This is a genomic window from Streptomyces sp. NBC_01352 (genome assembly GCF_036237295.1).
Lineage (GTDB): Bacteria > Actinomycetota > Actinomycetes > Streptomycetales > Streptomycetaceae > Streptomyces > Streptomyces plumbiresistens.
Map to the genome: position 1 here is coordinate 8,510,558 of NZ_CP108354.1, position 18,647 is coordinate 8,529,204.

15 protein-coding genes and 1 pseudogene are annotated in these 18,647 nt (G+C 70.9%); 12 read left to right on the forward strand and 4 right to left on the reverse strand.

The window, feature by feature from the left end:
- The first annotated feature begins 300 nt into the window (after nucleotides 1-300).
- Nucleotides 301-516: an I78 family peptidase inhibitor gene (locus OG252_RS39145; RefSeq protein WP_266442153.1), complete on the forward strand. Its 216-nt coding sequence runs from the start codon at nucleotides 301-303 to the stop codon at nucleotides 514-516.
- A gap of 99 nt (nucleotides 517-615) precedes the next feature.
- Here the strand turns inward: OG252_RS39145 and OG252_RS39150 are convergent, their stop codons facing one another.
- Nucleotides 616-1,623 carry a phosphatase PAP2 family protein gene (locus OG252_RS39150; RefSeq protein WP_266442155.1) on the reverse strand — a complete coding sequence of 336 codons (1,008 nt, stop codon included), beginning with the start codon at nucleotides 1,621-1,623 and terminating at the stop codon, nucleotides 616-618.
- Nucleotides 1,624-1,860: 237 nt separating this feature from the next.
- Nucleotides 1,861-3,045 carry a mannosyltransferase family protein gene (locus OG252_RS39155; RefSeq protein ID WP_266442157.1) on the reverse strand — a complete coding sequence of 395 codons (1,185 nt, stop codon included), beginning with the start codon at nucleotides 3,043-3,045 and terminating at the stop codon, nucleotides 1,861-1,863.
- 269 nt (nucleotides 3,046-3,314) lie between these two features.
- Between OG252_RS39155 and OG252_RS39160 the strand changes: the two genes are divergently transcribed.
- Nucleotides 3,315-4,916, forward strand: coding sequence for an MFS transporter (locus OG252_RS39160; protein ID WP_266442159.1), 1,602 nt, complete (start codon nucleotides 3,315-3,317; stop codon nucleotides 4,914-4,916).
- Between the two features lie 249 nt (nucleotides 4,917-5,165).
- Entirely contained in the window at nucleotides 5,166-6,338 is a 1,173-nt protein-coding gene (locus tag OG252_RS39165) for an acyl-CoA dehydrogenase family protein (protein ID WP_266442161.1), read from the forward strand.
- A gap of 39 nt (nucleotides 6,339-6,377) precedes the next feature.
- On the opposite strand, the gene OG252_RS39170 is transcribed toward OG252_RS39165, so the two are convergent.
- A complete protein-coding gene (locus tag OG252_RS39170) occupies nucleotides 6,378-6,818 on the reverse strand; it encodes a cell division protein SepF (RefSeq protein WP_266442164.1) in 441 nt (146 codons plus the stop codon).
- A 300-nt stretch (nucleotides 6,819-7,118) separates the two neighbouring features.
- Between OG252_RS39170 and OG252_RS39175 the strand changes: the two genes are divergently transcribed.
- Nucleotides 7,119-8,309 (forward strand): DUF5685 family protein, encoded by a 1,191-nt coding sequence (locus tag OG252_RS39175; RefSeq protein WP_329342146.1) that lies wholly within the window; start codon nucleotides 7,119-7,121, stop codon nucleotides 8,307-8,309.
- A 10-nt stretch (nucleotides 8,310-8,319) separates the two neighbouring features.
- Here OG252_RS39175 and OG252_RS39180 read toward each other — a convergent pair whose 3' ends face one another.
- Complete coding sequence (locus tag OG252_RS39180; protein ID WP_266442169.1) at nucleotides 8,320-9,261, reverse strand: ABC transporter substrate-binding protein; 942 nt, start codon at nucleotides 9,259-9,261, stop codon at nucleotides 8,320-8,322.
- Between the two features lie 405 nt (nucleotides 9,262-9,666).
- On the opposite strand from OG252_RS39180, the gene OG252_RS39185 reads away from it, so the two are divergent.
- From OG252_RS39185 to OG252_RS39220, 8 genes and pseudogenes are all read left to right on the forward strand, one after another.
- Nucleotides 9,667-10,530 (forward strand): amino acid ABC transporter permease, encoded by an 864-nt coding sequence (locus tag OG252_RS39185; protein WP_329342149.1) that lies wholly within the window; start codon nucleotides 9,667-9,669, stop codon nucleotides 10,528-10,530.
- On the forward strand, nucleotides 10,527-12,284 hold the full coding sequence (locus OG252_RS39190; RefSeq protein WP_329342151.1) for an FAD/NAD(P)-binding protein: 1,758 nt from the start codon (nucleotides 10,527-10,529) through the stop codon (nucleotides 12,282-12,284). Before OG252_RS39185 ends, OG252_RS39190 begins: the two co-directional genes overlap by 4 nt.
- A 32-nt stretch (nucleotides 12,285-12,316) precedes the next feature.
- Entirely contained in the window at nucleotides 12,317-13,078 is a 762-nt protein-coding gene (locus OG252_RS39195) for an amino acid ABC transporter ATP-binding protein (protein ID WP_329342153.1), read from the forward strand.
- A 62-nt stretch (nucleotides 13,079-13,140) separates the two neighbouring features.
- Nucleotides 13,141-14,220, forward strand: coding sequence for an LLM class flavin-dependent oxidoreductase (locus tag OG252_RS39200; RefSeq protein ID WP_329342155.1), 1,080 nt, complete (start codon nucleotides 13,141-13,143; stop codon nucleotides 14,218-14,220).
- Nucleotides 14,217-15,512, forward strand: coding sequence for an NtaA/DmoA family FMN-dependent monooxygenase (locus tag OG252_RS39205; protein WP_329342157.1), 1,296 nt, complete (start codon nucleotides 14,217-14,219; stop codon nucleotides 15,510-15,512). Before OG252_RS39200 ends, OG252_RS39205 begins: the two co-directional genes overlap by 4 nt.
- Before the next feature lie 4 nt (nucleotides 15,513-15,516).
- A pseudogene (locus tag OG252_RS39210) lies at nucleotides 15,517-16,298 on the forward strand (DUF1684 domain-containing protein).
- A 210-nt stretch (nucleotides 16,299-16,508) separates the two neighbouring features.
- Complete coding sequence (locus OG252_RS39215) at nucleotides 16,509-17,414, forward strand: S1 family peptidase (protein WP_266442180.1); 906 nt, start codon at nucleotides 16,509-16,511, stop codon at nucleotides 17,412-17,414.
- A 151-nt stretch (nucleotides 17,415-17,565) separates the two neighbouring features.
- A complete protein-coding gene (locus OG252_RS39220) occupies nucleotides 17,566-18,435 on the forward strand; it encodes a slipin family protein (protein ID WP_266448714.1) in 870 nt (289 codons plus the stop codon).
- The last annotated feature ends 212 nt before the right edge of the window (nucleotides 18,436-18,647 follow it).

Genomic DNA, 18,647 nt, shown 5'->3' on the forward strand with positions numbered 1-18,647 from the left:
GAACCGTGTATTTCTTATGTGGTGTCAGCACCCGCGGGCCCCTGCGGAATCGAGCGGGGGAAAGGGGTCGGGAACGGTACTTCCGGAACTTTCCACGGGTCTTTTCCCGCGTCCCTCGCGACACGCGGGAATTGCGTTCGATTACCTGCGGAAGGACCAGGAAACCGCTCGTACGTGTGACGGAGTTGGGCCAAAACGAGTGTCGTGATTCTGTGACAGAAGCGTGACCGGAGAGGGACGCGTGACGCCGGTGCTCAGCCCGGACTTCCCCGGTCGTCGGACAGGGCCTAGCGTGGCCGTATGGCACAGATTCCGACTCCTCCCGCCGAACCCGAAGACAGTCCGGACGCCTATGTCGGCCTCGACGCCGACCGGGCCGAACGGCTCGCGCGCGAGCGCGGGTGGTCGACGGTGCGCTCGCTGCCGCCGGGGGCGATCATCACCATGGAGTACCGCGTGGGGCGGCTGAACTTCGAGGTGAAGGACGGGCAGGTGGCCCGGGCCTGGAAGGGCTGACCCCTCGACTCGACGACGACGGCCTCGGCTCCTTCTCCGGAGCCGAGGCCGTCGCCGTGCGGGGTGGGGCGTGCGTACCGGCCCCGCTGCTGTCGCGGGTCAGCCGCCTGTCAGGGGACGGGCTGTGGAGGCCGTACCGCGTGCGGTGCGGTCCGTCTGGGGCGGGCGGCGGCTGCCGACCGGGGTGACCGGGGTGCGTTCCGAGCGGGTCGTGTGCGGGCCGGGGGCCAGGTAGACGGGCGCTCGGGGTGCCGCGGCGCGGGCCGCGGTCTCGTTCTGGGAGGCCGGGCGCGGCTTGAGCCGTACGGGGGTCTCGACGGGCGACAGGGGCGCCGGTGCCGTCCTGCTGCCGCGGGCCCGCCAGCGGTCGCGCAGGTCGAAGATCTGGTCCTCGGCGCGGGCGATCAGCGGCTCGAACCACGGCAGCGCCAGCAGGACCAGCAGGCCCGCGACCCAGCCGAGGAGTACGTCGCTCAGCCAGTGCGTACCGAGGTAGACCGTGGCCATGCCGACGCCCAGCGAGGTCACCGCGGACAGGGCGGACAACCAGCGGCGCGCTCTCGGGGTGGAAGCCAGATAGGCCAGGATTCCCCAGGTCACCACGGCGTTGGCGGTGTGGCCGCTGGGAAATATATCGCCGCCCAGACCCATCTCGTTCGAGCCGATGGTGGTCGCGTAGTGCGGCCCGAGTCTTCCCATGCCGATCTTGGCGGCGCCGACCGTGATGTTCAGCAGCAGCAGGGAGGTGGCCAGGGTCAGCATCGGGCGCAGGGTGTGCTGCCGCCAGGAGCGCCAGGCCAGCCAGGACGCGATCATCACCGCGGTCGGGCCGCGCTGGCCGAGTACGACGTAGTAGTCGACGAACCAGTGGATCTCGGCCCACTGCTGGTACGGGCGGAAGAACATGACCTGCCAGTCGAGACGGACCAGCCAGGACGTGATCACGACGAGCCACACGATCGCCAGGTAGAAGGCCAGGGTTCCGGCGAGCAGCGCGACCCGGTGACGGCTCATCTTCGGCACGTCGATATGAGCCGGCCGTTCCGGCTCCCGGTCCAGCCTCGCGAACACCCGGTCCAGACGGGTGAGGTTTCGTTCGGTACGCACCCAATCGACGTTACAGCGAGTGAGCTCAGTTCCCCGGCGAATCAGCGGCTTTGTGATGACGATGTGATGTGGGATTCCTCTCAGCGAGAGGTTTATTTCCAGGGATTCCGCAATGTCGACGGGCGGCGCCCTTCAATTCCTTTGATCATTCTGGGTTGCGGTTTTATTCAGCTTATGAATTCGTTCACCAAATCATGGGGTGGAATTCTCCGGACGCTCATCGCGCTCCGGAGTCGGTCACGGCGGACCGGAGCCGTTCAGCCAGAAGGCCCCGTACAGGGACGACGCCACGGCGATCGTCCCGAGCACCACGGCTGACCTGGGCGTACGCAGCCGGGCCAGGGCCAGGGCGAGGGGCAGCAGCAGGGGGAAGGCGGGCATCAGCAGGCGCGGTTTCGAGCCGAAGTAGCTCGACGCGCACAGGGCGAGGGCGGTGACGATCCCCGCGTACACCAGGAGCGGGAGCGGTTGGCGCTGTCGTACACAGACGACGTACAGCCAAACGAGCAGCCCGACCCCGACGATCAGCCCCACGCCCGCCAGGGCCGAGGGAAACGACGTGAACTTGTCGGCGACGAAGCGGGCGAAGGCCTGGCCGCCGTCGAAGCCGTTGCGCCACCCGGCCTGGACGTCGAGGTAACCGAGGGGGCCCTTGCCCGTGTGGTGGCCGACCCACAGGACGTAGCCGGCGGCGCCGAGGGGGGCGAGGAGCATGCCGAGGGCTCGGCGCGCGCTCGGGGCGCGTTCTTCGGGGTGGGCGCCGTCCGGTCGCGCCGGGCCGCGTTCCCGGACGTACGAGGCGACGGCGGCCGCCCACACCGCCGCGACGACCGCGAGGCCCACCGGGCGGGTCAGGCCCGCCAGCAGCGCCAGGGTGCCGGCCGTCACCCAGCGGCCGGTCAGGACCGCGTACAGCGACCAGGCGGCCAGGGCCGTGAACAGTGACTCGCTGTACGCCATCGACTGCACGATCCCGACGGGGAGGACGGCCCACACGAGCACCGCACAGACCCCCGCCCGGCGGCCGTGGACATGATCGGCGACCGCGAAGATGCCCCAGGCCGCCGCCACCGAGGCGAGCAACGCGACGGCGAAGCCCGCGTCGGCGTACGACAGCGGGGTCGCGGCGGCCAGCAGCCGCTCCAGCCACGGCAGCAGCGGGAAGAACGCGAGGTTCGAGTGGACGTCGCCGTTCGGCAGGCGTACCTCGTAGCCGTAGCCCAGCTCGGCCACCCTCGTGTACCACAGGGCGTCCCAGCGGGCCGTCAGCAGCGTGTACGCGCTCTTGTCGCGCGCCGCGCTCCACAGGGCCAGCGTGAGCAGCCCCAGGGCGCGTACGGCCGCGTAGCCGAGCAGCGCCGGAGCCGCCCGGCGCAGGCTCGGGGCGACGGGCGGGGCCGCGCGCGTTTCAAGATCGGTCACGGGCTCGATTATCGACGGCGTGCGGAACCGGGGGTCCGGCCGGGGCGTGGTCGATAGGGGAGTGAGGGGGAGAGAAGTGGTGCACGCCACACGCGTTCCGTGCAACCTCTGAGAGGTCCGCCACTTGGTACCGGCACGAACTCGCGTACGCTGACGTGTCACTCGCCACCGTTGCGCGGGCCGGAGACCACCGCTCCTCTCCGGCCGAGTCATGGGGAGTCCCCACCCCGTGAGCCCGCCGAAGCGAGGAACATCTGGGAGGTACGTACATGTCCGGGACGACCACGGCCGCTGCGCTGCGCCGTCGGGCGGCCGGGGCCGGTGCCAACCGCTGGGTCGTCCTTGTGGTGCTGTGTGCCAGCCTGCTCCTCGTCGCTCTCGACGCGACCGTGCTGCACGTGGCGGTCCCCGCCGTCACCGAGGACCTCAAGCCCGGCGCGATAGAGCTGCTCTGGATCGTCGACATCTATCCCCTCGTCTGCGCCTCGCTGCTGATCCTCTTCGGCACGCTCGGCGACCGCGTCGGCCGCAGACGGATCCTGCTCCTCGGATACGCGCTCTTCGGCGTCGCCTCCGCCATGGCAGCCCTCGCCGACACCGCCCAGGTGCTGATCGTGGCGCGGGCGCTGCTCGGCGTCGGCGGCGCGATGATCATGCCGGCGACGCTCTCGATCCTCCGCCAGGTCTTTCCCGACCGGCGTGAGCGGGCGCTCGCGATCGGCATCTGGAGTGCGGTGGCGGCGGTCGGTGCGGCGGTGGGTCCGCTGCTCGGCGGCTTCCTGCTCGAGCACTTCTGGTGGGGTTCGGTGTTCCTCGTCAACATCCCGCTGATGCTGGTCAGCCTGCCGATCGGGCGATTGTTCCTGCCCGAGTCGAAGGGCGACGGGCGCGGGCCCTGGGACGTGGTCGGCGCGCTGACGGCGGCGGCCGGGCTGTTCTGCCTGGTGCTGGGCGTGAAGCGGCTCGGGAGCGGGGAGCTCGGCCCGTTCACGGTGGTGCCGGTGGTCGTGGGCGCGGCGCTGATCGTTCTTTTCGTACGGCGTCAGCGGCGCCGGGCGCATCCGCTGGTGGACCTGCGGATGTTCGCCCGGCCGGCGTTCAGCACGTCGGTGGGCTGCATCGTGCTGGCGATGCTCGCGCTGGTCGGCCTCGAGCTGATCGCGGCGCAGTATCTGCAGCTGGTGCTGGGCCTGTCTCCGCTGGAGACCGGGCTGCGGCTGCTGCCGCTGACCGTCGCCGCGATGGCGGCGGGGCTTGCGGGTGCGCGGCTGCTACGGCGGTTCGGACCGCGTCGGATGGTGAGCTGCGGTTTCCTGCTGACGGCGGTGGCCGTGGTGCTGCTGACGGCGATGGGCGGCGAGGACAACCCGCCTCTGATGCTGTTCGGGTTCGTGCTGCTGGGCTTCGGCCTGGAGACGACTCTCTTCGGGGCGTACGAGTCGATGCTCAGCGAGGCTCCGCCGGAGCAGGCGGGTGGGGCGGCGGCGATCGGGGAGACCTCGTACCAGCTCGGTGCCGGCATCGGGATCGCGCTGCTCGGCAGCGTGATGAACGCGGCGTACGCGCCCGGGCTGTCGTCGGTGCCGGGTGTTCCGGCGTCGGCGGCGGCGTCTGCGGGGCATTCGCTGGGCGAGGCGTACGAGGTGTCCGAGCGGCTCGGGGGGTCGGCCGGGGTGGCCCTGCGTCGGACGGCTCAGGACTGTTTCGTGTTCGGGCTGCATGTGACGTTGCTGGTGAGCGCGGGGTTGTTGCTGCTGGGCGCGGTGATGGCGTTGCGGTTGCCGCGGGTCATGCAGTGCGGGGAGGTCGGGGCCGGGGCCGTGGAGGTACCTGCGCCTCGGGAGGTTGCGGACTCCCGCGTCTCCGCCTGACGAAGTGCTTCTCCCACCCACGCACCGCCCGTGACTGTCACCTTGAGAGGTGAGCTCTCCCGTGGGGGTGGACCGCCGTCGGCGGCCGCGGGTCGCCTGCCGTAGTACCCCCACTGGCGACGTTCACCATTTCAGCTGGCTGTCACGGGTGGTGCGTGGGTGGGGGATGTCCTGGACGTGCGGGACACTGCGTCGTAACGTCAGGGTCGGATATGTAACTAGCGGTGCTAGTTTTGAGAGGACGTGCTCATGGCTTCGTTCGACCCCGCCGACCCCCTCGGTATCGATGACCTGCTCGCGCCCGAGGACCTGGCGATCAGGGAGACCGTGCGGGCGTGGGCCGGTGATCGTGTGCTGCCGTATGTCGCCGAGTGGTTCGAGAGCGGGGAGCTGCCCGGGATCCGGGAGCTCGCGCGGGAGCTGGGCGGGATCGGGGCGCTCGGGATGTCGCTCAGCGGGTACGGGTGCGCCGGTGCGAGCGCCGTGCAGTACGGGCTGGCCTGTCTGGAGCTGGAGGCCGCCGATTCCGGGATCCGGTCGCTGGTGTCGGTGCAGGGGTCCCTCGCCATGTACGCCGTTCACCGGTTCGGGAGCGAGGAGCAGAAGCAGGGCTGGCTCCCGCGCATGGCCTCCGGTGAGGTCATCGGGTGCTTCGGACTGACCGAGCCCGACCACGGCTCCGACCCCGCCTCGATGCGGACGTACGCCAAGCGCGACGGCAGCGACTGGGTGCTCAACGGCCGCAAGATGTGGATCACCAACGGGTCCGTGGCCGGGGTGGCCGTGGTGTGGGCGCAGACCGAGGACGGGATCCGGGGGTTCGTCGTCCCGACCGACAGCGCCGGGTTCGCCGCCCCGGAGATCAAGCACAAGTGGTCGCTGCGCGCCTCCGTCACCAGTGAGCTCCTGCTCGACGACGTACGGCTGCCCGCCGACGCCGTACTGCCGGAGGGGGCAGGGCTCAAGGGCCCGCTCAGCTGTCTGTCCCACGCCCGCTACGGCATCGTCTGGGGAGCCATGGGCGCGGCCCGCAGCTGCTTCGAGACCGCGGTCGACTACGCGAAGACGCGGGAGCAGTTCGGGCGGCCGATCGGCGGCTTCCAGCTGACCCAGGCCAAGCTGGCCGACATGGCGGTCGAGCTGCACAAGGGGATTCTGCTCGCCCATCACCTGGGGCGTCGTATGGATGCCGGCCGCCTGCGTCCCGAGCAGGTCAGCTTCGGCAAGCTCAACAACGTCCGCGAGGCCATCGACATCTGCCGTACGGCCCGGACCATCCTCGGTGCCAACGGGATCTCGCTGGAATACCCCGTGATGCGGCACGCGACGAACCTCGAGTCGGTGCTCACCTACGAGGGCACCGTCGAGATGCACCAGCTCGTGCTGGGCAAGGCGCTCACCGGGCTCGACGCCTTCCGCTGAATTCCCCCAGCAGCGGCAGGGCCGGTGAGCGGCCCTGCCTCAGCTCTGGTTGAAGAAGCCGTCCGTGCGGTGCGCGGCCGGGTCGCCGTTCACGATCTCCGTGTTGGCGGGGGTCAGCAGGAACACTCTGGTGGACACGCGCTCGATCGAACCACGCAGGCCGAAGATCAGCCCGGCCGCGAAGTCGACGACGCGCTTGGCGTCGGCGGCCTCCATGGCCGTGAGGTTCATGATGACCGGGACGCCTTCGCGGAACAGTTCGCCGATGGCGCGGGCATCCCGGAAGCTGTCCGGGGTGACCGTACCGATCCGGCGGCCCTTCTCCTCGGCGACGTCCGAGGCCACCTTGACCCGCGGGTCGGTGACCCAGGCATCCCCGGGCTGCTCGGTCCCTTCGGAGTAGTCGTCGTCGTAGTAACGCTCGTCATCGTTGTCGTCGACGAGGCCAAGCCAGGCACTTGCCTTGCGTACCGATCCCATGGACGCCTCCTCTCACAGCGGTCTTTTCTGCTTTCCGCATCCCTATGGTCATCCATGATGCGGACGTCGCGCCAAGTGGATAGACGCCGCGCGGGGGGTTTGTGACGGTACTGGTGCACAGCGAATCCGTCGAGAGTCCGTGTGTCCCAAGGGTCGTTCCGCAAACGGCTGCTGACTGTGAGTGAAATATGATTCTTCACGGCGTATGGGTGATGGGCGGTGCGTACGGGTGAACGCGGCGATCGGTACGATGCCGCAGCTCACCGCAGTTCAACGTCGTACGTACCACGGGGGATCGTCGTGTTCGGAATCGTCAGGCCGTGCCGTCACAGGCTCTCGGAGAGTCTCAAAACCCAGTGGATGGCGCATTTGTGCGGGCTGTGCCTCGCGCTGCGCAAGGACCACGGACAGTTCGCGAGGGTCGTCACGAACTACGACGGCTTGCTGATATCCGTTCTGACGGAGGCTCAGGCCGAGAAGGCCGGTGGCGGGCGGCGCACGGCGGGGCCGTGTCCGCTGCGCGGAATGCGTAGCGCTTCCGTCGCGCACGGTGAGGGGGCGCGGCTCGCGGCCGCCGTCTCGCTGGTGCTCGCCTCGGCCAAGGTGCGCGACCATGTCGCCGACAAGGACGGGCTGCTGGCCCGCAAACCGGTGGCGCTCGCCGCGCGCCGGGTCGCCGCGAGCTGGGGGCGGGCCGGGGAGCGGACCGGCTCGGACGTCGGGTTCGACACCGCCCTGCTCGTCGACGCCGTGGACCGGCAGGTCGGCATCGAGGCGCTGGCCGGGCTCGGAACACCCTTGCTCACGGTCACCGAACCCACCGAGACCGCGACCGCCGCCGCCTTCGCCCACACCGCGGTCCTCGCCGGCCGGCCGGGCAACGCCGAACCGCTCGCCGAGGCCGGGCGGCTCTTCGGGCGGCTCGCGCATCTCCTGGACGCCGTGGAGGACAAGGAGGCTGACGCCGCGTCGGGTGCCTGGAACCCGCTCACCGCGACCGGGACGCCCCTCACCGAGGCCCGGCGGCTCGCCGACGACGCCGTGCACGGGATACGGCTCGCGCTGCGGGAGGCCGACTTCACGGACCCGAGGCTCGCGCACCGGCTGCTCGTGCACGAGCTGCGCACCTCCGTGGACCGGGCCTTCGGCACCGCCTCCTGCGCGCACGGGCCCGCGCCGACGGGAGCGATGCCGGGCGGCCCGTACGCCCCGCCCGGCGGCCCGTGGGCCCCGCTGCCCCCGGAGCCGCCCCGCCGCGACCGGCGCGGGCTGCTCGCCGGGTGCGCGGTGTGGATGGGGCTCGCCTGTACCTGCCAGATGTGCTGCGGAGGGTTCGACGACCCGTGGAGCCGGGAGCGCCGGGAAGGACTGTGCTCCAACACCGACTGCAGTGGCTGCGGTGACTGCTGCAGCTGCTGTGAGTGCTGCGGGAACTGCTGCGGCGACGACGGCTGCGGCTGCGACGGGTGCGACTGCGGCTGCAGTTGCTGAGGCGCTCCGGTCAGTCCTTGAGCTCCGGCGGTGAGATCTCCGACTTGGTGATCGCCGAGCCTGTCGTCCCCCACTTCTTCAGGATCCTGTCGTACGTCCCGTCCGCGATGAGCCTGTTCACCGCGGCCTGGAAGGCGGGGGCCAGCTCGGTGCCCTTCTTGAAGGCGAAGCCGACGTCCAGGCGGTGGAACTCGTTGAGGAACTTCACGCCCTCCTGGCGGGCGACCGCGTACCGCAGGCCGTTGATCGTGGACATCACGACGTCGCTGCGGCCCTGCTGGAGCGAGGACCAGATGGCGCCCTGCTCGTTGTAGGTCTGCACCTCGTACGCCTTCTCGCCCGCGTCGGCGCACAGGTGCCTGCTGTCCTCCAGGGTGGCCTCGAAGGTGGTGCCCGCGCCGGTCGCGATGTTCAGGCCGCACAGCTGCTTGAGGTCGGTGACCTGGGAGAGCTTGCTGTCCTTGCGGGCGGCGAAGCCCTGGCCGTCGTTGATGTAGGTGACGAAGTCGATGGTCTTGCGGCGTTCGTCGGTCACGCCGAAGTTGCCGACGCCGAGGTCGTACTTGCCGCTGTCGAGGGCCGGCAGGATCGCCTCGAAGCTCGCCTGCTCGGTCCTGAGCCTGACGCCGAGGACCTTGGCGACGGCATGCGCGAAGTCGACGTCCTGGCCGGCCAGGGTCTTCCCGTCGTCCAGGATCGAGGTGCCGGGCGGCTGGCCGGAGACGCTGACGGCGAGGGTGAGGCTCGACGCACCGGACGGCAGGAGCCTGGCGGCCGCCTCGTCCTTCTTGACGGCCGAGACGACGTCCGCGGTCGGGACCTGGTCGGACCGGGCGGAGGTGCTGACGGTGTCGTCCGTGCCGGAACCGCATGCGGTGAGGAGCAGGGTCGCCGCGGTGATCAGGGCAAAGGGGATGATGAACGTGTTTCGGGCATGCGTGGGCGTGCGCATCGGGAAGCGGTCTCCTGGGAGCGGGAAGCGCTGGGTGAGGGGAAGGCGCGCGTGTGAAGGCGAACGCGTGTGAACGCGAAGGGGAGAACGCGAGAGCGCCCGGCCGGATCGGTGATCAGCGGATCAGGGCGCGCAGTGGGTCAGCTCAACAGGAAGAGGACCACACGCGACCGAAGTCGATGTGGGAGCGCTTGACCAGCCACTGCTGTGGATGCATGGGCCAAGTGGAACAGGCATCCGGTGGAGCGTCAACCGACTTGAGACGTACGGCTCACAGTCCGGACAGCCTTGACAGAGAGGGGAAACGCACCCGTACTCTCGAAGGGCGGCCCTGCTGAGGGGCTCGGCCGCAACCGTGTGAAGGCACGCCCGAGTTCGACCGACTCGCTGCCACGGAGCCTTCGCATGTCCTCCGACACCCTCGTCACATCCCCCGCCGCACCGGACATCCCGGAGCCCGCGGACTCCCTGCGGATCGTCCCGCAACGCCGGTTCGGCCAGTGGACGGCCGCCGTCGCCGTCATGGCGCTGCTGGCGCTCGCCGTCAACTCCGTCCTGCGCAACCGGGCCTTCCAGTGGGACGTCGTCGCCGACTACTTCACCACGGACGCCGTGCTGCGCGGCCTGTGGCTCACCCTGTGGCTCACCGCGGTCGTCATGGTGCTCGGCTTCGCGCTGGGCACGCTGCTCGCCGCGTTCCGGCTGTCGGCCAACCCCGTGCTCAGAACCGTCAGTTGGGGATACGTCTGGCTGTTCCGGTCCATCCCGATCCTGGTGCAGCTGCTGCTGTGGTTCAACATCGGGGCGCTGTACCCGCAGATCCTCGGCGTGAGGACGGTCGACCTGCTCGGCCCGGTCACCGTCGCGGTCATCGGCCTCACCCTGCACGAGGCCGCGTACGCCGCCGAGGTCGTGCGCGGCGGCATCCTCTCCGTCGACCGCGGGCAGATCGAGGCCGCGCAGGCGCTCGGCCTGAGCCGATGGCGCCGCTGGTGGCGGATCGTGCTCCCGCAGGCGATGCGCTCCATCGTGCCGCCGGCCGGCAACATGCTGATCGGCACCCTCAAGGGCACCTCCATCGTCAGCGTCATCGCGGTCCACGACCTGCTCTACTCGGTGCAGCTCGTCTACCACCGCACCTACCAGGTCATCCCGCTGCTGATGGTGGCCACCGTCTGGTACACCGTCGTCACCTCGGTGCTCAGCGTCGGCCAGCACTACGTCGAGCGGCACTACGCACGGGGCACCGACTCGGGGAGCATCCGATGAGGCCCGCTCTCGTGATCGTCGGGGCCGGGCCGCGGGGGACCGGTCTGATCGAGCGGATCGCCGCCAACGCGCCCGAGCTGTACGCCGGTTCGGGCCTCGACATCCACCTGGTCGACCCGCATCCGCCGGGCGCCGGACGCATCTGGCGCCCGGCCCAGTCGCCGCTGCTGTGGATGAACTCGCACGCCGAGGACGTCACCATGTTCACCGACGACACGGTCGACATGGCCGGGCCCGTGCGGGAGGGCCCCACCCTGCACGAGTGGGCCGGCATCGACGGCCGTACCTTCGCGGACCGGCGGCTCCAGGGCGCCTACCTGAGCTGGGTGCACGAGCGGGCGGTGGCCGCGCTGCCGCCGGGTGTCGTCGTCCACCACCATCCACGCCGTGCCCTGCGGGTCGGCGGGCCGTCGAAGGGGCGCCAGCAGGTGTGGCTGGAGGGCCGCGCGCGCCCGCTCCTCGCCGACCTCGTGGTGCTCGCCCTCGGCCACCTGGACGCCGAACTCGACGACGAGCAACGTGCGTTGGCGGCGTACGCCCGCGAGCACGGCCTCGTCCACCTCCCGCCGGACTTCACCGCCGACAGCGACCTGTCCCCGCTCGCACCCGGCGAACCCGTCCTCGTCCGCGGCTTCGGGCTCGCCTTCGTCGACCTGATGGCACTGCTCACCGAGGGCCGGGGCGGGCGGTACGCCGGGGACACGTACGTGCCTTCGGGGCAGGAGCCGGTCCTGTACGTCGGGTCGCGGCGCGGAGTGCCGTACCACTCGAAGATCGGGTACGACTGGACCGGTGAACGGCCGCCGCTGCCCAGGTTCTTCGGGCCCGCCGAGGTGGACGGGCTGCTCGCCCGGCCGGGGGGCTTCGACTTCCGGCGGGACGTGTGGCCGCTGGTGGAGAAGGAGCTGGGCTTCGCGCACTACCACCGGCTCTTCACGGTCCACCCCGAGCGGACCACCGAGGTCTGGAGCGTCTTCGAGGAGAAGTACGCGGCCGTCGACGACCCGGCCGGGCGGGCGGCCCTGGTCGCGTCCGCCGTGCCCGATCCCGCCGACCGGCTCGACCTCGCGGCGCTCGACCATCCGCTGGAGGGGGTGCGGTACGGGTCGTACGAGGAGCTCCAGGAGGGGTTGCGCGGGTATGTCGAGGGTGACCTGAGCCGCCGTCACGATCCGTCCCGCAGCCCTGACCTGGCGGTCTTCCTCGGGCTGCTCTCCGTCTACGGCCAGCTGGTCCGGCTCGGGGACATCGGGCCCTGGTGGCACGGGTTCTTCAGCTATCTGGCCTCCGGGCCGCCCGGGCCCCGGCTGCGGCAGCTGCTCGCCCTGTCCCGCGCGGGCGTGGTGAGGTTCCTCGGCGCCGACATGACCGTCAGCGCCGAGGGCGGGGTGTTCCGGGCGTCGAGCGCCACCGTGCCGGACTCCGTCGTCGAGGCCCGGGCGCTGGTCGAGGCGCGGCTGCCCGGGCCGACTCTCGCGCGGGCCCGCGACCCGCTGCTGCGCGAGCTGCACGCCGACGGGGTGGCCGAGACGCCGGACGGGCTGCTCCGGGTGGACCCGGCCGACGGGCGGATCCTCGACCTGGCCGGCCGTCCGCATCCCCGGCGCTTCGCCCTCGGGCCGCACACCGACGCCCGCGCCCCCGGCGCCTTCACCCGGCCGCGCACCGGCGGGCCCGCGTTCCGGCAGAACGACGCGACGGCCCGGGCCGCGCTGACGTTCCTGAGCGCGCTCTACGGGCGTGCGGCCGCGTGAGACACCCCAGCTTCTACCGTGAGGAATCCGCCATGACCGTCATGGTCGACATCAGGTCCGTCCACAAGAGTTTCGGCTCGCTGGACGTGCTCAAGGGCATCGACCTCGCCGTGCGCGCGGGCGAGGTCACCGTGATCCTCGGCCCGTCCGGCTCCGGCAAGTCGACGCTGCTGCGCACCATCAACCACCTGGAGAAGGTGGACCGGGGCGCGATCAGCGTGGACGGGGTGCTGGTCGGCTACCGGCGCTCCGGCGACCGGCTGTACGAGGTGCGCGAGCGCGAGGTGCTGAGGCAGCGCACCCGGATCGGGTTCGTCTTCCAGAACTTCAACCTCTTCCCGCACCTCACCGTGCTGGACAACATCACCGAAGCGCCGGTGTCCGCGCTGAAGCGGCCCCGCAAGGACGCCGTCGAGCGCGCGCGCCGCCTGCTCGACCGGGTGGGACTCGCCGAGAAGGCCGACGCCTATCCCCGGCACCTCTCCGGCGGACAGCAGCAGCGGGTGGCGATCGCCCGGGCGCTCGCGCTGGAGCCCAGGCTGCTCCTCTTCGACGAACCGACCTCCGCGCTCGACCCCGAGCTGGTCGGTGAAGTCCTCGACGTCATCAAGGATCTGGCCCACCAGGGCACCACGATGATCGTCGTCACCCACGAGATCGGGTTCGCCCGCGAGGTCGCCGACACCGTGGTGTTCATGGACGACGGGCGGATCGTCGAGCAGGGCGCGCCCGGTGACGTGCTGGACGCGCCGCGCCACGAGCGGACCCGAGCCTTCCTCTCCAAGGTCCTCTGAGACTCCAAGGACCTCTGAGACTCCAAGGGCCTCTGGGGCCTGCCAAGAAGGGTTTCTTTCCCATGACCTCATCGCACGGCCGGCGCCTGCTGCACCTGGCCGCCGCCGTCGACCAGCAGAGCGTGTACGACGCCGACTCCTACGTCGCTCTGGCGCGACTGGCCGAACGCGGCGGCCTCGACTTCGTGACCCTGGACGACGCCTTCGCCCGCCCGGGCCCCGACGCGCTCTCCGTGCTGTCCCGGGTGGCGCCCGCGACCGGCAGGGTCGGCCTGGTGCCCACCGTGACGACCACGCACACCGAGCCCTTCCACGTCCAGGCGTCCGTCGCGACCCTCGACTGGGTCAGCCGCGGCCGGGCCGGCTGGCGGATCGACGTGTCGGCCACCGAGGGCGAGGCCCGTCTCTTCGGCCGGCGGAACGCGGCCCCGCCCGACGCGCTGTGGCAGGAGGCCGGTGAAGTCGCCGAGGTGGCGGCCAGGCTGTGGGACAGCCGGGAGGACGACGCCGGGACACGGGACGCGGCGACCGGCCGTTTCAACCGCCGGGGCACGCTGCACCACGTCGACTTCACCGGCTCCACCTTCTCGGTCCAGGGTCCCTCGACCGTGCCGAGACCCCCGCAGGGCCACCCGGTGCGCGTGGTCGACGCCACCGAGAAGCACGCCCGGGGGACCGCCGCCCGGTACGCCGACGTGGCGCTCGTCCGCGCCGTGAGCCCGGCGCAGCTCGCCGCCGTACGGAACGAACTCCGGGAGACCGCCTCGGCGTTCGGACGGAACCCGGACGACCTGCGGGTCCTCGCGAGTCTCGTCGTCGACCTCGGCGGCGGCGAGTACGCGGCCGAGCCCGGCCACGGCGGGGGCGGCCCGCGGCCCACCGCCCGGGGCCCGCTGTACCGGGGCGGTCCCGTCGACCTCGCCGAGCTGATCGCCGCCTGGTACACGGACGGCGCCACCGACGGCTTCCACCTCACGCCCGCCGAGCCCCGCCGCGACCTGGAGCGGCTCGTCAACGGCACGGTGGCGCTGCTGCAACACCGGGGACTGTTCCGCACGTTCTACCCGGGCAGCACGCTCAGGGAGCACCTGGGGCTCGCCCGGCCCGCCAACCAGTACGCCGTGGCAGGGGGAACGTCATGACCGCACGGCAACGCCCAAGGCGGAAGCGGATCCACCTCGCCGCGCAGGTTCCCGGCGTCGACAACACCTCCCGGCCCGGGATCGAGTTCGCCTCCTTCGAGCATCTCGCCCGCACCGCCGAACGCGGCCTGTTCGACTTCCTCCTCCTCGCGGACGGGCTGCGGCCGCGTGAACACGAGGGCCGGATCGACGGCGTGGACGTGGTCGGACGCCCCGAGCCGCTCACGGTGCTGGGCGCCCTCGCCGCCGTGACCGACCGGCTCGGACTCGCCGCGACCGTCGACGCCACCTTCAACGAGCCGTACGAACTCGCCCGCAGACTCGCCACCTTGGACCATCTCAGCGGCGGGCGGGCCGGCTGGAACGTGGTGACCTCCTCCGACGCCTTCACCGGCGAGAACTTCCGGCGCGGGGGACATCCGGACCGCTCCGAACGCTTCTCACGCGCTGCCGAGTTCGTCGCCGTCGCCAGGGAGTTGTGGGACTCCTGGACCCCGGACGGAGTCTCCCGGCCCTTCGCACACCGGGGGCGGCACTTCGACATCGCGGGCGAGTTCACCGTCCCGCGCCCGCCGCAGGGGCACCCGGTCGTCCTCCAGGCGGGGGACTCGGAGGAGGGGCGGGAGTCCGCCGCCGCCACGGCCGACGTGATGTTCACGCGGCACGGGACCCTGGAGGGCGGGCGTGCCTTCTACGCCGATGTCAAGAAGCGCCTGGAGAAGTACGGCCGTACCCCCGACGACCTGAGGATCATGCCCGCCGTCACCGTCGTCCTCGGCGACACCGTCGCCGAGGCGCGGGAGCGGGCGGCCGGGATCCGGCGGCAGCAGATCTCCCCGCAGCAAGCCCTGCGCACGCTGGAGCGGATCTGGGGCGTCGACCTGTCGTCGTACGACCCGGACGGGCCGGTGCCCGAGATCGACCCGGTGCCGGAACCGGCGATCGCGCAGGGGCGGCCGCGGCACGGTGACTCGGTGGCGGTGGCCGAGAAGTGGCGGGCGCTGTCGAAGGAGAAGGGGCTGTCCATCCGGCAGACAGTGATCGAGGCGGGCTGCGGCCGGCCGTCCTTCATCGGCACTCCGGAGGCGGTCGCGGCCGAACTCGACGCGTGCGTACGGCGGGACGCGGCCGACGGCTTCGTCCTCGTCCCGCACCTCACACCGGGCGGGCTCGACGAGTTCGTGGACCGGGTGGTGCCGCTGCTGCAGGAGCGCGGCGCCTTCCGTACGGAATACGAGGGCGCCACCCTGCGCTCTCACCTCGGGCTTTCCGGCCCGGCAGGGAAGGGTTGAGCACATGACGACGGACGCGTCCGAGGCGTGGAAGCAGTGGCACGAGCACCGCACCGAGACGGTGGCGGCGCCCTACGGGCCGCTCGCGCTGACCGGCACCCACTGGCTGGCGGACTATCCGGACGGGCGACTTCCGGACATCACCGGGTCATGGACCGTCGAGGACGAGGCGGTCGTCCTCACGGCCGCCGACCGGGACGGCCTGACCGTGGACGGGCAGCCCTTCGCCGGTGCGGTGCGGCTCACCGCCGACCGGGGCCCGGCCGGCGCCTCCCGGGTGGCGTACGGCGAGCGGCGGCTGGTCGTGCTGTGCGTGAAGGCGTGTGGGGCGTGCGCGACTTCGACCCCGCCTCCGCCGCCCGCCGGGCGTTCCGGGGCATCGAGGCCACGCCGTACGATCCGCGCTGGGCGGTGCCGGGGCGCTTCACGCCGTACGGCGAGGACCGCACCGTACGGGTCGAGAACGCGGACGGACGCGCGCGCGGTCTCGGCCTCGGCGGGGAACTGGCCTTCCGTCTGGACGGGCGGGAGCTGACGCTTCAGGTGACGGTCCAGGGCGACGGTTCGCTGTGGGCGGTTTTCGGCGATGCCACGAGCGGGAACGGCAGTTACCGCTTCCGGTTCCTGCGGCCCGCCGCGCCCGATGCCGACGGGCGTACGACGGTCGACCTCAACCGGGCGCTGCTGCCGCCGTGCGCGTTCGCCGACCATTTCATCTGCCCTTTCCCGCCACCGGGGAACACGCTGGAGCTCGCGGTCGAGGCGGGGGAGCGGCACCTGCTCTGAAAAGCAGTCATCTCGCGTAGACCGTAGAGATCGTTCAAAGCTTGACGGCCGAAAGGCGCCCTTGCGTCGACCGGTCGTTCGGCCGAATACTCCCCCTCAGCGCTTGTCAGGAGCACGGCGTGTTCGGAATCCGGGCACCCTGCACCCTGGCTGCGCCTCACGGGCCCGACCCCACGAGGGCCCCCGACTTCCCATGTGGAGGAACGAAAAGTGAGGATCAAGCGCACCACCCCCCGCAGTGGCATCACGAGACGGACCCGGCTGATCGCCGTGACCGCCGGACTCGCCGCCGCCGCAGCCGTCGCGATCCCCAGCGCGAACGCGTCCGACGCCCCCACCACGTTCAGCGCCACCGCCCTCAAGAGCGCCAGCAGTTCGGTGCTCAAGGCCGACATCCCGGGCACCGCCTGGGCGGTCGACAGCAAGACCAACCGTGTCGTCGTCACCGTCGACAGCACGGTCTCCCAGGCCGAGATCGCGAAGATCAAGGAGCAGGCGGGCACCACCGCCGACGCGCTCACGATCAAGCGGACCCCCGGCAAGTTCAACAAGCTGATCCAGGGCGGCGACGCCATCTATGCGAGTAGCTGGCGCTGCTCCCTCGGCTTCAACGTCCAGAACAGCAGTGGCGTCCAGTACTTCCTGACCGCCGGTCACTGCACCGACGGCGCGGGCAGCTGGTACTCCAACTCCGCCCGCACCACGGTCATCGGCTCGACCACGGGCTCCAGCTTCCCGGGCAACGACTACGGCATCGTGCGGTACTCCGGGTCCGTCAGCAGGCCCGGCACCGCCAACGGTGTGGACATCACCCGCGCGGCCACGCCCGCCGTGGGCACCACCGTCATCCGCGACGGCTCCACCACCGGTACGCACAGCGGTCGTGTCACCGCCCTCAACGCGACCGTCAACTACGGCGGCGGCGACATCGTCTCGGGTCTGATCCAGACCAACGTCTGCGCCGAGCCCGGCGACTCCGGCGGTTCGCTGTACGGCAGCAACGGCACCGCCTACGGTCTCACCTCCGGCGGCAGCGGCAACTGCAGCTCCGGCGGCACGACCTTCTTCCAGCCTGTCACCGAGGCGCTCAGCGCCTACGGCGTCAGCGTCTACTAGGCCCCGGCCGAACTCCGGCACCCGTACGGCCTGGCCTGCAGCCAGCAGCAGACGAGCCCCCGCACGCAACTCTCGTGCGGGGGCTCGCCCTTGTCCGGCACCGGCGTTACCGTCGACATACAGGCGGTCACATCGGACCCTGGGGGCCGTGATGGTCGAGGAGCTGGTGGCGGCGGGAGTGACGCTCGCGTCTGCCGGAGCGGTGTACGTGATGGCCGCGGCGCGGGTCGTCAAACAGTACGAACGGGGTGTGGTCTTCCGGCTCGGCAAACTCCGGTCGGAGGTGCGCGGACCGGGCTTCACCATGATCGTTCCGGGCATCGACAAGCTCCGGAAGGTCAACATGCAGATCGTGACGATGCCGGTGCCCGGTCAGGAGGGCATCACCCGGGACAACGTCACCGTGCGGGTCGACGCCGTCGTCTACTTCAAGGTGACCGGGCCGGCCGAGGCGGTCGTCCGGGTGGAGGACTACCGGTTCGCGGTCGCGCAGATGGCGCAGACCTCGCTGCGGTCCATCATCGGCAAGAGCGAGCTGGACGATCTGCTCTCCAACCGCGAAAAGCTGAACCAGGGGCTGGAGTTGATGATCGACAGCCCGGCCGTGGAGTGGGGCGTGACCATCGACCGGGTCGAGATCAAGGACGTGTCGCTGCCCGAGACCATGAAGCGGTCCATGGCCCGCCAGGCCGAGGCGGACCGGGAGCGGCGGGCCCGGGTCATCAACGCCGACGCCGAGCTCCAGGCGTCGAAGAAGCTGGCCGAGGCCGCCAAGGAGATGTCGGATCAGCCCGCCGCGCTGCAACTGCGGCTGCTGCAGACGGTGGTGGCGGTCGCCGCCGAGAAGAACTCGACGCTGGTGCTGCCGTTCCCGGTGGAGCTGCTGCGGTTCCTGGAGAGGGCGCAACAGCCGGTGCAGCAGGCGCCGCCCGTGGCGCAGCAACCGGTGCAGGAGCAACGTCCGTCCGTTGAGCCCCGGCCGAACTCCGATGTGCAGGGGTCGATTTCAAGACAGGACTAGACCTCACAGGCTGATGAAGGTTACTCGCACGTAGTGTTTGCAGCGCGAAGGGCCTGGGGTGACCGTGGACAGTCAAAATCGGAGGGGGCGCGCAATCGCGTTCTACGCGCGTCCGGAAGTCGACCTTGTGCGCCCCCTGTGGGGTTCGGAAGAGTAGGCGCTCGTCAACCAGCCTTCCGGTCCGCGAGATCCCCACATCCTCCGGACCGACC

What these genes read in the sequence shown, in the direction of transcription:
- OG252_RS39190 (WP_329342151.1), top strand. Translation starts at nt 10,527, where the DNA reads ATGAGGCCCGCTCTCGTGATCGTCGGGGCCGGGCCGCGGGGGACCGGT.
- OG252_RS39195 (WP_329342153.1), top strand. Translation starts at nt 12,317, where the DNA reads ATGACCGTCATGGTCGACATCAGGTCCGTCCACAAGAGTTTCGGCTCG.
- OG252_RS39180 (WP_266442169.1), bottom strand. Translation starts at nt 9,261, where the DNA reads ATGCGCACGCCCACGCATGCCCGAAACACGTTCATCATCCCCTTTGCC.
- OG252_RS39170 (WP_266442164.1), bottom strand. Translation starts at nt 6,818, where the DNA reads ATGGGATCGGTACGCAAGGCAAGTGCCTGGCTTGGCCTCGTCGACGAC.
- OG252_RS39185 (WP_329342149.1), top strand. Translation starts at nt 9,667, where the DNA reads ATGTCCTCCGACACCCTCGTCACATCCCCCGCCGCACCGGACATCCCG.
- OG252_RS39145 (WP_266442153.1), top strand. Translation starts at nt 301, where the DNA reads ATGGCACAGATTCCGACTCCTCCCGCCGAACCCGAAGACAGTCCGGAC.
- OG252_RS39160 (WP_266442159.1), top strand. Translation starts at nt 3,315, where the DNA reads ATGTCCGGGACGACCACGGCCGCTGCGCTGCGCCGTCGGGCGGCCGGG.
- OG252_RS39220 (WP_266448714.1), top strand. Translation starts at nt 17,566, where the DNA reads ATGGTCGAGGAGCTGGTGGCGGCGGGAGTGACGCTCGCGTCTGCCGGA.
- OG252_RS39205 (WP_329342157.1), top strand. Translation starts at nt 14,217, where the DNA reads ATGACCGCACGGCAACGCCCAAGGCGGAAGCGGATCCACCTCGCCGCG.
- OG252_RS39165 (WP_266442161.1), top strand. Translation starts at nt 5,166, where the DNA reads ATGGCTTCGTTCGACCCCGCCGACCCCCTCGGTATCGATGACCTGCTC.
- OG252_RS39200 (WP_329342155.1), top strand. Translation starts at nt 13,141, where the DNA reads ATGACCTCATCGCACGGCCGGCGCCTGCTGCACCTGGCCGCCGCCGTC.